Annotated in this window: 12 protein-coding genes; 8 read left to right on the top strand and 4 right to left on the bottom strand. The window is 72.9% G+C overall.

Annotated elements, in window-relative coordinates:
• Window positions 1-2 precede the first annotated feature (2 nt).
• Together ACR9ZK_RS17900 and yczR are read right to left on the bottom strand one after the other, a co-directional pair.
• Complete coding sequence (locus ACR9ZK_RS17900) at window positions 3-1,019, bottom strand: magnesium transporter CorA family protein (protein WP_481343315.1); 1,017 nt, start codon at window positions 1,017-1,019, stop codon at window positions 3-5.
• Window positions 1,020-1,058: 39 nt separating this feature from the next.
• A complete protein-coding gene (gene yczR, locus ACR9ZK_RS17895; RefSeq protein ID WP_481343314.1) occupies window positions 1,059-2,504 on the bottom strand; it encodes a MocR-like transcription factor YczR in 1,446 nt (481 codons plus the stop codon).
• Window positions 2,505-2,565: 61 nt separating this feature from the next.
• Between yczR and yczE the strand changes: the two genes are divergently transcribed.
• Window positions 2,566-3,291, top strand: a complete 726-nt coding sequence (gene yczE, locus ACR9ZK_RS17890) for a membrane protein YczE (protein ID WP_481343313.1) — start codon at window positions 2,566-2,568, stop codon at window positions 3,289-3,291.
• Here yczE and ACR9ZK_RS17885 read toward each other — a convergent pair.
• Together ACR9ZK_RS17885 and ACR9ZK_RS17880 are read right to left on the bottom strand one after the other, a co-directional pair.
• The gene (locus ACR9ZK_RS17885; protein ID WP_481343312.1) at window positions 3,185-3,868 is read right to left on the bottom strand and encodes a 2'-5' RNA ligase family protein; all 684 of its coding nucleotides are present in this window, start codon (window positions 3,866-3,868) and stop codon (window positions 3,185-3,187) included. The two genes, yczE and ACR9ZK_RS17885, sit on opposite strands and share 107 nt — an antisense overlap.
• Before the next feature lie 5 nt (window positions 3,869-3,873).
• Window positions 3,874-4,494 (bottom strand): TetR/AcrR family transcriptional regulator, encoded by a 621-nt coding sequence (locus tag ACR9ZK_RS17880; protein WP_481343311.1) that lies wholly within the window; start codon window positions 4,492-4,494, stop codon window positions 3,874-3,876.
• A gap of 99 nt (window positions 4,495-4,593) precedes the next feature.
• Here ACR9ZK_RS17880 and ACR9ZK_RS17875 point away from each other — a divergent pair, with 99 nt between their 5' ends.
• The 7 genes from ACR9ZK_RS17875 to ACR9ZK_RS17845 all read left to right on the top strand — a co-directional run.
• Complete coding sequence (locus ACR9ZK_RS17875) at window positions 4,594-5,739, top strand: acyl-CoA dehydrogenase family protein (protein ID WP_481343310.1); 1,146 nt, start codon at window positions 4,594-4,596, stop codon at window positions 5,737-5,739.
• Complete coding sequence (locus ACR9ZK_RS17870) at window positions 5,739-6,515, top strand: SDR family oxidoreductase (RefSeq protein WP_481343309.1); 777 nt, start codon at window positions 5,739-5,741, stop codon at window positions 6,513-6,515. The genes ACR9ZK_RS17875 and ACR9ZK_RS17870 overlap by 1 nt, the downstream gene beginning before the upstream one ends.
• A gap of 136 nt (window positions 6,516-6,651) precedes the next feature.
• Window positions 6,652-7,704, top strand: coding sequence for an iron-siderophore ABC transporter substrate-binding protein (locus ACR9ZK_RS17865; protein ID WP_481343308.1), 1,053 nt, complete (start codon window positions 6,652-6,654; stop codon window positions 7,702-7,704).
• Window positions 7,704-8,753, top strand: coding sequence for a FecCD family ABC transporter permease (locus tag ACR9ZK_RS17860; protein ID WP_481343307.1), 1,050 nt, complete (start codon window positions 7,704-7,706; stop codon window positions 8,751-8,753). The genes ACR9ZK_RS17865 and ACR9ZK_RS17860 overlap by 1 nt, the downstream gene beginning before the upstream one ends.
• Entirely contained in the window at window positions 8,750-9,841 is a 1,092-nt protein-coding gene (locus tag ACR9ZK_RS17855; protein WP_481343306.1) for a FecCD family ABC transporter permease, read from the top strand. The genes ACR9ZK_RS17860 and ACR9ZK_RS17855 overlap by 4 nt, the downstream gene beginning before the upstream one ends.
• Before the next feature lies 1 nt (window position 9,842).
• Window positions 9,843-10,718 carry an ABC transporter ATP-binding protein gene (locus ACR9ZK_RS17850; RefSeq protein WP_481343305.1) on the top strand — a complete coding sequence of 292 codons (876 nt, stop codon included), beginning with the start codon at window positions 9,843-9,845 and terminating at the stop codon, window positions 10,716-10,718.
• On the top strand, window positions 10,715-11,048 hold a 334-nt coding region (locus ACR9ZK_RS17845), incomplete at its 3' end, for a siderophore-interacting protein (protein WP_481343304.1). The genes ACR9ZK_RS17850 and ACR9ZK_RS17845, both read left to right, overlap by 4 nt.

Here is an 11,048-nt window from a genome sequence, read left to right as displayed (position 1 = left end):
CCCTAGATCCACCCCTTGCGTCGGAACACGAGGTAGAGCAGGGCCGCGACCACGACGATGACGCCACCGCTGACGAGCACGCCTGCGTGCGAGCCGAACCCGGGGTAGGGCACGTTCTGGCCGTACCAGCCGGTGACAGCCGTCGGCACGGCGATGATCGCCGCCCAGGCGGTGAGCTTCTTCATGACGGTGTTGAGCCGGGCGTCCTGCAGCGACAGGTTGGTCTCGAAGACCGTCGTCACCATGTCGCGCAGCGACTCGGTCCACTCGGCGGCGCGCACGACGTGGTCGTACAGGTCGTCGTAGAATCCGTCGAGCTCTGGGCGCCGCTCGTCGAGGTCCGTGCGGTGGCGCAGCACGGCGTTGACGACGTCACGCATGGGCAGCACGACCCGGCGCAGCTCGACGAGCTCCTTGCGCAGTCGGTAGGTGCGCACCTGCGCGACGCGTGTCCGACCACGGTCGTCGAAGAGGTCGTCCTCGAGTCCCTCGATCGCGTCGTCGAGCTGCTGGATCGTCTCGAAGTGCCCGTCGACGACGGTGTCGAGGAGGCCGTGGACGAGGGCGCCGACGCCGTGGCGCAGCAGCTCGGGGTCCTCGTTCCACCGGTCGAGGACCCGGCCCATGTCGAAGTCCGGGTTGGAGCGCACCGTGATGACACCCCGCGGCAGGACGAACGCAGAGATGCGCGTCAGGCGCAGCCGCGAGTCCCGGGCGGTCGGGTCGTCCTCCGGTGCCTCGAGGCGGGTCGCATACACCGTGAGGAAGGTGTGCTTGGCGTGCCGGGTGGCCTTGGGCCGCTCGCCGGCGGTGACGGCGTCCTCGACGGCGTGGGGGTCGAGGCCCAGCTCGCCGGCCAGCCGGAGCAGGTGGTCGTGGTCGGGTTCGCAGAGGTCGACCCAGAGCAGGGAGCCCTCGCGGTCGAGGTGGTCGGACACCTGCTCGAGGGCGAAGCCCTCCTCGACGACGGCGCCGTCCTCCCAGCGGCACGTCCGCACCGTCACGCGTGAGCTTCCCACCTCCCCAGTGTGACAGGGCGGGTCGGCACGACCGGTGGGTCAGGCGATGAGCGGCGGCGCGTCGTCGCGGACCGGCCTCCCCGCGAGGGCGAGGTCCCAGGCGGCCGCGAGGCGTCGGCCGACCTCGTCGGCCTCGTCGGCCGGGACGCAGAAGGGGATCCGGACCCAGCGTCCGAGTCCGCCGGCCGCGGCGAACTGGCTTCCCCGAGCGAGCCGGACGCCGGCCTGCTCGGCGACGCGGGCCAGCTGGTCACCGCGGGCCACCGGCAGCTCGCACCACAGGTTGAGCCCTCCGACCGGCACGTCGAACCGCCAGTCGGGCAGGTGGCGCCGCACGGCCGCCACCATGGCGTCGCGGCGCGCGCGGGCCTCGCGGCGCCGGGCGACCAGCACCGCGTCCCCCTGGCGCAGCAGGTCGGCCACGACGAGCTGCTCGAGCACCGCGCTGCCGAGGTCGAGGCTGTGGCGCGACTCCACGACGGCTCCGACCGCCTCGCGCGGCGCGCGCACCCACCCGACGCGGATGCCGCCCCACCAGGTCTTGCCCGCGCTGCCGAGGGTGTACGCCGCCGGGGCCGAGGTCGCGAACGGCGCGACGCGGTCGGCGGCGGCCGCCTCGTCGAGGCCGAGCTCGACGAACGTCTCGTCGACGACCGGCACGGCGCGACCGCGAGCGAGCACGTCGGCGACGGCGACCCGCGTCGGGGCGTCCATGAGCAGCCCGGTCGGGTTCTGGTGGTCCGGGATGAGGTAGGCCATCCTGGCCCCGCTCTGGCGCAGGGCGACCTCGACCGCGTCGAGGTCCCAGCCGAGCCGGGTCAGGGGGGTCGGCACGGGCCGCAGGCCCGAGCGCCGGACCGCGACGACGGCGTTGGGGTAGGTCGGGGTCTCGACGAGGACGCGGTCACCGACGTCGAGCTCGGCCCGCAGGACCGAGGAGAGCCCGGCGTGGGCGCCGGAGGTGACGACGACCTGCTCGGGTGAGGTGGGCAGACCCCGACCGTCGAACCAGTCGGCGATCGCGGCGCGGGTCTCGGGCAGCCCGTGGGGGTGGTAGCCGGCCGTCGCGAGGTGCCGTGGCAGCTCGGCGAGAGCGCGCTCGTACGCGGCGGTGAGGCCGGCGGCCGCGGGCAGCGCGGCGTAGGTGAGGTCGATGACCTCGGGCGGCACGTCGGTCGGGATGAGACCTGCGCCGGACAGCGCGAGACCCGAAGCGCCCGTGGGCAGGGCGACGACGCTGCCAGAGCCGCGACGGGTGACGACGAAACCCTCGTCACGCAGCGCGTCCAAGGCGGCGACGACCGTCGTGCGGCTCAGCCCGAGCTCGGCGGTCAGGGCGCGCTCGCTCGGCAGCCGGGTGCCGACGAGGAGCCGGCCGTCGGAGACGAGGCGGCGCACCGCGTCCGCGAGCCCGCGGTAGGCCGGCCGGGGGAGCGGCTCGGGTCCGAGGAGGGCGGACAGGGTCCGGGCGGAGACGGAGCGCATGAGGTCCACTCTGCCATGACTGGCCCTTAACCGGCAGTCCAATCGTGGCCACGATGGTGCCATGAGACGCCACGTGCCCCTGCGCAACCTCGGACCGGTCGCCCAGCTGCGAGCGCCGCACCTGCCGCGGCGCGTCCTCCAGCTCCTCGTCGGGCTGACGCTCTACGGCGTCTCGATGGCGATGATGGTCCGCGGCGCGCTCGGGCTCGACCCGTGGGACGTCTTCCACATGGGCGTCGCGAGCCACGTGCCGCTCAGCTTCGGGCAGGTCACCATCGTCACCGGCGCGCTCGTGCTCCTGCTCTGGGTGCCGCTGCGCCAGTGGCCCGGCCTCGGCACCGTGGCCAACGTCGTCGTCATCGGTCTGGCCGCCGACGCCGGTCTCGCGCTCATCGTCGAGCCGGGCGCCCTGTGGGCCCGTGCGACGCTCCTGCTGTCCGGCCTCGTGCTCAACGGCGTCGCCGGCGGTCTGTACATCGGCAGCCAGCTCGGACCCGGCCCGCGCGACGGCCTGATGACCGGCCTCGCCCGCCGCACCGGACTGTCGATCCGGCTGGTGCGCACGACGATCGAGGTGGTCGTCCTCGTCGTCGGCTGGCTGCTCGGCGGCTCCGTGGGCCTCGGCACGGTGCTGTACGCCGTGTCGATCGGACCGCTCGTGCAGTTCTTCCTGCCTCGCCTCACGGTCGACCTCGGCCCCGAGCCGACGGCCGCGCGCGAGACCCAGCACGGGGCACAGACTGCCCACCCCGCCGGTCCTCTCCCGACTCCGGTCCTCGGGGACTGACCCGGACGCCTGACCCACCCCGCTGGGTGGACGCGACCCCGTGCCCGCCGAGGCGCCACGAGCGCAGCAGGTGGCACCGGTGGGGTTCGTACCAGGCGAGGTCGAGCCGCTCGGCACGGCACGCGGCCGGTGTCCACGACCTCACGGCCAGCCGGGTCGAGTCCTCGGTGACGGTGTCGGACACCGCGTCGAGGGTCAGGTGCGGCACGACGTCGGCGAAGGCACCGCCGTACGGGGGACACTGCGGAAAGGCCTGCCACAGGGCGGCGGTCAGGCTGCGGAACACGTCGTCGGGGTCCGGGAGCAGGTGCACGATACCGTTGGGGAACGTGTCCGTCCGCTCAAGGGTGAAGTCGAACGGCCCCGTGGCAGAGGCGATCTCGTCCACGATGCCGAAGACCTCCTCGGTGAGCTCATGGCGTGGCAGGAAGGGTCCGAGGACCGTGACGTGCGCGTGGACGAAGCTCGGGTCCTCGGACGCGTACGCCTCGTCGTAGTGGCGGGTGCGACCGAGGACGAACGGCTCGAGCTGCGGGACCGGGACGAGGAGGACGCTGTGGCCGGCGTGGGCCGCCACGCGGGTCAGCCCGCCGCGCCGACCAGCCGCAGCGCGAGGGCGGCATTGGTCGCGCCGATCTGTGCGGGGGACCGGCGGATCGTGGGGGAGTACCAGCGGGCGACGTCGACGACGATCGACAGGAGCGCGAGGGCCGTGTCGCCGCTGTCGTCGACGGTGAAGGCGCCGTCGGCGACACCCCGCTCGAGGATGCCGCGGACGAGGCCGTCCATCTCCTTGCGCAGGGCGAGCACCTCGGCGTGGTGCTCGGGCGTCAGGTGGTGGTGCTCGTACTGCACGACGCGCGCCACCTGGTACTGCTCGACGTGCCACTCGGTGAACCGCGCCATGACGTTGGCCAGCTGCTCGGTCGGCGTCGGGCCGTCGGCGATGGCGCCGCGCAGGAGGCGCAGGGCGCTCTCGTGGCCGCTGCGGCTGAGGTTGAAGAGCAGCTCCTCCTTCGTCCCGAAGTGCACGTAGACCCCCGCGGGGGACAGGCCCGCGCCCGAGGCGATGTCGCGGGTCGTCGTGGCGTGGAAGCCCTTGTCGGCGAAGGCGTGCGCGGCCGCGTGCATGAGGCGGTCGACGGTCGACGGGTCCTGGCTCGGGTTCGCGCGTGAGGTCCGGCTCGGCGTGGGCTGCGGCACGTTGACAGCATGCCGTAGCGGCGGGAGACTAAGCAAGCGCTTAGTTACCTGTCGGTACGGCGCGTCGCCAGCCACGCCCCCACGCCCCACGGAGGACGGATGCCCCGCAACATCTACGACGAGGACCACGAGGCGATGCGCGCGTCGGCGCGCGAGTTCGTGCACCGCACGCTGCAGCCGCGCGCCGAGCAGATGATCGAGGCCAAGTCGATCGACCGGGACATCTGGCGCGAGGCCGGCAAGCAGGGCCTGTTCGGCTTCGAGATCCCGGAGGAGTTCGGCGGCGCCGGTGTCAAGGACTACCGCTTCAACGCCGTCATCGCCGAGGAGATGTCGCGCTTCAACGCCGCGACGAGCTCGTGCTTCGGCATCCACTCCGACGTCTGCCCGCCCTACATCGTCGACCTCGGCACCGAGGAGCAGAAGCAGCGCTGGCTGCCGGGCATGGCCAGCGGCGACCTCGTCTGCGCCATCGCGATGACCGAGCCCTCGGGCGGCTCCGACCTCGCCGCCCTCAAGACCACCGCAGTGCGCGACGGCGACGGCTGGGTGCTCAACGGCTCCAAGACCTTCATCACGAACGGCTACCAGGCCGACCTCGTCATCGTGGCCACCCGCACCGACCCGTCCAAGGGGGCCAAGGGCATCACCCTCTTCGTCGTGGAGCGCGGCACGGAGGGATTCCACAACGGCCGCAAGCTCGACAAGGTCGGCATGGAGGAGTCGGACACCGCCGAGCTGTTCTTCGAGAACGTCCGCCTGCCCGACGAGAACCGGCTCGGGCCCGAGGGAACGGGCTTCATCGCGATGATGCAGCGCCTGCCCCAGGAGCGCATCGGCGCCGCCGTCTCGAACGTCGCGCACCCGAAGGCGATCCTCGAGGAGACCATCCAGTACGCCAAGGACCGCCAGGCCTTCGGCCAGTCCATCGGCCAGTTCCAGCACAACAAGTTCCTCCTGGCCGAGCTCGTGACGAAGATCGAGGTGGCCGAGGCCTACGTCGACGACTGCGTCCTGGCCCACAGCCAGGGCCGGCTCAGCGCGGTCGACGCCGCCAAGGCGAAGTGGTGGAGCTCCCAGGTGCAGAACGACGTCCTCGACCACTGCGTCCAGCTGTACGGGGGCTACGGCTTCATGAACGAGTACCGGGTGGCTCGCGCCTGGCGCGACGCCCGCGTCACGAAGATCTGGGCCGGCTCCAACGAGATCATGAAGGAGCTCATCGGCCGGGACCTCGGCTTCTGATGGGCGGTGAGGACGCCCGACGGCGCCACGATGGCGCCGTCGCCATCGTCACCGGTGCCTCCCGCGGCATCGGCTTCGGCATCGCCGAGCGGCTCGTCGCCGACGGTGCCAGGGTCGTCGTCACGGCGCGTCGGCAGGAGGCGCTCGCCGAGGCCGTCGAGCGGCTCGGTGGTCCCGAGTGCGCGCTGGGGGTGGCCGGCAACGCCGCCGACGAGGCGCACCAGGACGAGACCATCGCTGCGGCGAGGGAGACGTTCGGCGGCCTGCACCTGCTCGTCAACAACACCGGCATCAACCCCGTCTACGGCCCGATGCTCGACACCGACCTCGACGTCGCCCGCAAGGTGCTCGACGTCAACGTCGTCGCGGCGTTCTCGTGGATCCGCAAGGCCGTCGGCGCGGGTTTCGGTGACGCCGAGCACCCCGCCGCGGTCGTCAACCTCGCGTCGGTCGCCGGGCAGGGCGCCTCGGGCGTCATCGGCTGGTACGGCGTCTCGAAGGCCGCGCTCATCCACCTGACCACCGAGCTGGGCCACGAGCTCGGTCCCGACGTGCGCGTCAACGCCGTCGCGCCCGCGGTCGTCAAGACGAAGTTCGCCGAGGCGCTCTACACCGGCCGTGAGGAGCAGGTGGCGGCCGCCTACCCGATGAAGAGGCTCGGCGTCCCCGAGGACGTCGCCGGGGCCGTGAGCTTCCTCCTGTCCGCCGACGCCTCGTGGATCACCGGCCAGACCCTGACCATCGACGGAGGCGTGACGCTGGGCGGTGCTCTCTGACAAGGCTCTTCGGTCCACGGCTTGGCACCGGCTTTGACGGTTAGGCATACCTAAGTAAGGTAAGCCTCACCTTCCTTCCGACGCGTTCAGCGGAACGGGTGGAGGTGACCCGTCGCCGACCTCCGGAGAACACCTCGTGCCACGCCTGAGAACCGCCGTCCTCGCCGCCGTCGCAGCAGCCCTCGTCCTCACCGGGTGCACGACCGGGCCGGCCCCGGGTGGTGCGTCCGCACCCGCCGATGCCCCGGCCGCCGCGGGGGGCGTGGAGCCGGGTGCCTTCCCGGTCACGCTGAAGGACGCCTTCGGCACCGCGACCATCACCGCGGAGCCCCAGCGCGTCGTGACCCTCGGCTGGTCGGACGCCGACCACGTCGCAGCCCTCGGTGTGGCTCCGGTCGGAGCGCCGAAGGTCACCTGGGGCGGCAACGAGAACCACTCCACCGACTGGTTCGACGAGCGACTCGCCGCCATCGGTGGGGCGCGGCCGACCCGCTTCGACGACGCCGATGGCAACCCGGTCGAGGAGATCGCCAGGCTGCAGCCCGACCTCATCCTCGCGACCAACTCCGGCATCACCAGGGACGAGTACGACAAGCTGAGCAAGCTCGCGCCCGTCGTCGCCTATCCCGAGGTCGCCTACGGCACCGCGTGGCAGGACTCCCTCGAGACCATCGGCAAGGCCCTCGGCCGCACGAAGCGGGCCGACGAGGTCGAGAAGAAGACCGTCGCCGTCCTCGAGGCCGCCAAGGCGAAGTACCCGCAGCTCGCAGGCAAGACCTTCATCTACGGCTACATCGCGCCGACCGACCTCTCGCAGATCGGGTTCTACACCCCGAGCGACCTGCGCCCGCGGATGCTCACCGAGCTCGGGATGAAGAACGCCCCGTTCGTCGAGGAGCGGGCCAAGGGCTCCAAGGAGTTCTACCTCACCGTGAGCTCGGAGCAGGCGACGAGGCTGCAGGCCGACGTCTTCCTCACGTACATCACCGAGGACTCCGAGGTGCCGGCCATGACGAAGGACCCGCTCGTCGGCCAGGTGCCCGCCATCAGGTCCGGCGCACTCGTCGCGACCAAGGACGAGAGGGTCGGCCTGACGATGAGCTCGCCGACCCCGCTGTCGATCCCGTACCTGACCGAGCTCTTCGTCCCCCTCGTGGCGGCGGCCGCCGACAAGGCCGACGCCGCCTGATGCCCACCACACGGACCGCCGACCGGACGGGTGTCACGGCTCCCGCCTCCACCCGCTCGGGCGGCAGGCCGGTGCTCGTCGCCGTGCTCGTCCTCTTCCTTCTCCTGGCCGTGCTCGCATCGATCACCCTGGGCTCCAAGGGGATTGCCCTCGGAAACGTCATGCAGGTGGTCACCGGCAACGGCGAGGCCGCCGCCGACCGAGGCATCATCGAGGCACGTCTGGCTCGAACGGCGGTCGGCGTCCTCGTCGGGGCGGCGCTCGCCGTCGCCGGCGCCGCGATGCAGGGCCTGACCCGCAACCCGCTCGCCGACCCGGGCCTGCTCGGGGTCAACGCCGGGGCGAGCCTCGCCGTCGTCGTGGCGATCGCGGTGCTCGGGGTGGGCTCGCTCACCGGCTACGTCTGGTGGGCCATGGCGGGTGCCGGGCTGGCCGCAGTGCTCGTCCACGCCCTCGCAGGGCTGGCCGGGGGAGGCGGGACGCCCCTGCGGCTCACGCTCGCCGGCGCGGCCGTCACGGCCGGCCTCGCGAGCTGGTCGTCCGGACTGCTCGTGTCGAGCGAGCAGTCCTTCGACTCCTTCCGCTTCTGGCAGGTCGGCACGATCGGGGGCCGCGGGCTCGACCTGGTCGTCACCGTGCTCCCGTTCTTCGCCGTCGGCCTCGTCGTCGTGCTGCTCACGGTCCGGCGCCTCAACGCCCTGGCCCTCGGCGAGGACCTGGCCCGCGGTCTCGGCGAGAACGTCGTGCTGGCCCGTGCGGCGGCCGCGCTCGGGGTCGCGGTGCTCTGCGGTGCCTCGACGGCGCTCGCCGGGCCGATCGGCTTCCTGGGGCTGGTCGTGCCCCATGTGGCGCGCTTCCTCGTCGGCCCCGACCACCGCCGCATCATCCCCGTGTGCCTCGTCGCCGGCCCCGCGCTGCTGCTCCTCGCCGACACGGTGGGTCGCCTCGTCGCCCGGCCCGGCGAGGTGCAGGCCGGCATCATGACCGCCGTCGTCGGTGTGCCCTTCTTCGTGCTGCTCGTGCGTCGCGGACGGATGGCCGGGCTGTGACCGCCATCGCCACCGCCGCAACCGCCACCACCGCGAGCGGCACGTCACAAGCTCCCGCCGCCGAGCTCGACCGGGTGCGTCGCGCCCGCCGCCGGCCGGCCCGGCGGGTCCGCCTCGTGATCGCGGTCCTCGCCGCCGGCGCGCTCGGGGCCGTGCTCGTGCGGGTGCTCCTCGGCGACTACCTGGTGGCGATCACCGACCTCGTGGCGATCCTGCGCGGCGACACGCTGCCGCACGCCCCCGGCGCCTCGTTCATCGTCATGGAGGCCAAGCTGCCGCGCGCGGTGATCGGTGCCCTCGCCGGGCTCGCGTTCGGCGCCGCGGGCGCGATGTTCCAGACGACCCTGCGCAACCCGCTGGCGAGCCCCGACGTCATCGGCATCAGCCTCGGCGCCTCGGCGGCGGCCGTCGTCGCTCTCACGTTCCTCGACGCGCAGGGCGTCTGGCTCCCCGCCGCGGCCCTTGCGGGCGCCGTGACCGTGAGCCTGCTCATGTATGCCGTCGGACGCGGGACCGTGCTCGCCGGCCAGCGGATGGTCCTCGTCGGCATCGGCGTCGCAGCCCTGCTCTCGAGCGTCATCCAGCTCGTCATGACCCGCACGTCGATCCAGGATGCGCAGGACGCACTCGTCTGGCTCACCGGCTCGCTCGGCCGGGCGACGTGGCCGGTCATCGGGCTGCTCGCCGCCGCCCTGCTCGTGCTCGCGCCCCTGCTGGCGGTCTGCGGCCCGTGGATGCGGCTGGCGGAGCTCGGCGACGACCTCTCGGCGACCCTCGGCGCCCCGGCCGGACGAGCCCGACTCGGCCTGCTCGTCGCGGTCGCGATGGCCGCTGCCGCGACGAGCGCGACCGGCCCGATCGCCTTCGTCGCCTTCGTGTCCGGGCCGATCGCGCGGCGGCTGTGCCGCGGCCGGCCCTCGCTCTGGGCGGCCGCCCTCGTCGGCGCCGTCATCGTCGTGCTCTCGGACTTCGCGGGCGACTACCTCATCCCCGACGTCAACCTCCCCGTCGGCGTCGTCACCGGCGCGCTCGGTGCCCCACTCATGCTCGCGGTCCTCGTCTCCGCGGGTCGAGCCGGAAAGGCGTGACATGACCACGGCGACCCTCAGCCCCGGGCCGACGCCCTCGGCGGCGACGCGCGCCCCCGCCATCCGCGCGCGGGGGCTCACCCTCTCCTACGACGGTCGCACGGTCGTCGAAGGTCTCGACCTCGACGTGCCCGCCGGGCAGGTCACGGTGGTCGTAGGGCCCAACGGCTGCGGCAAGTCGACCGTGCTGCGCGGACTCTCGCGGCTGCTGCGGCCGACGGCGGGCCAGGTGCACCTCGCCAGGGCCAGTGGTGAGGACGACGTGTGGTCCCTGCGGCCGAAGGAGCTCGCGCGTCGGGTCGCGCTGCTGCCGCAGAGCCCGCCGCTGCCCGAGGGCATCACCGTCGTCGACCTCGTCGGCCGTGGCCGTCACCCGCACCACAGGCTCACGCGACGCTGGTCCGCCGCCGACGACGAGGCGGTCGCCCGCGCGATGCAGGCCACCGGCACGCTCGACCTGGCCGAGCGGCACGTGGAGGAGCTGTCAGGCGGCCAGCGCCAGCGCGTCTGGATCGCGCTGACGCTCGCGCAGCAGACCGACGTCGTGCTCCTGGACGAGCCCACGACCTACCTCGACGTCGCCCACCAGGTCGAGGTGCTCGACCTGCTGCGCGACCTCAACCGCCGCAACGGCACCACCGTCGTCATGGTGCTGCACGACCTCAACCTGGCTGCGCGCTACGCGGACCACGTTCTCGCGCTGCGCGACGGCCGCCTCGTCGGGAGCGGTGCGCCCGCCGAGCTCGTCGACGAGGACTTCGTCGCCCGGGTGTTCGGCCTGGACAGCCGGGTCGTCGCGGACCCGGTGACGGGCTCGCCGCTCGTCGTCCCGGTCTCGTCGAGCCGGACCCGGGAACGGATCGGAGACATCGCATGACCACCACTGCCGTCGCCCCTGCCCTGCTGCTCACCGCCGTCGTGCGCGGTGTCGAGCGGCTCAGCCCGTCGTTCGTGCGGATCCGCCTGGGAGGTGAGGGCTTCGAGCACCTGGGCCCCGAGGGCCCGACCCTCGACCAGCGCGTCAAGCTCATCATCCCGTCACCGGGACACGGGGTGCCGCGGCTCGACCGCGACGGCTGGTATGCCGCGTGGCTGGCCCTTCCGGAGCACGAGCGCGGGCACGTGCGCACGTACACGGCCCGTGCCGTCGAGGGGGAGGGGGAACAGCGCCTGCTCGTCGTGGACTTCGTGCTGCACGGTCCCGACG

This window comes from Monashia sp. HAY1-5C, assembly GCF_056755255.1.
Note: the sequence above shows the minus strand (reverse complement) of the source record. Positions and strands in the feature narration are given on the sequence as shown.

What these genes read in the sequence shown, in the direction of transcription:
- yczR (WP_481343314.1), bottom strand. Translation starts at nt 2,504, where the DNA reads ATGCGCTCCGTCTCCGCCCGGACCCTGTCCGCCCTCCTCGGACCCGAG.
- yczE (WP_481343313.1), top strand. Translation starts at nt 2,566, where the DNA reads ATGAGACGCCACGTGCCCCTGCGCAACCTCGGACCGGTCGCCCAGCTG.
- ACR9ZK_RS17875 (WP_481343310.1), top strand. Translation starts at nt 4,594, where the DNA reads ATGCCCCGCAACATCTACGACGAGGACCACGAGGCGATGCGCGCGTCG.
- ACR9ZK_RS17870 (WP_481343309.1), top strand. Translation starts at nt 5,739, where the DNA reads ATGGGCGGTGAGGACGCCCGACGGCGCCACGATGGCGCCGTCGCCATC.
- ACR9ZK_RS17860 (WP_481343307.1), top strand. Translation starts at nt 7,704, where the DNA reads ATGCCCACCACACGGACCGCCGACCGGACGGGTGTCACGGCTCCCGCC.
- ACR9ZK_RS17850 (WP_481343305.1), top strand. Translation starts at nt 9,843, where the DNA reads ATGACCACGGCGACCCTCAGCCCCGGGCCGACGCCCTCGGCGGCGACG.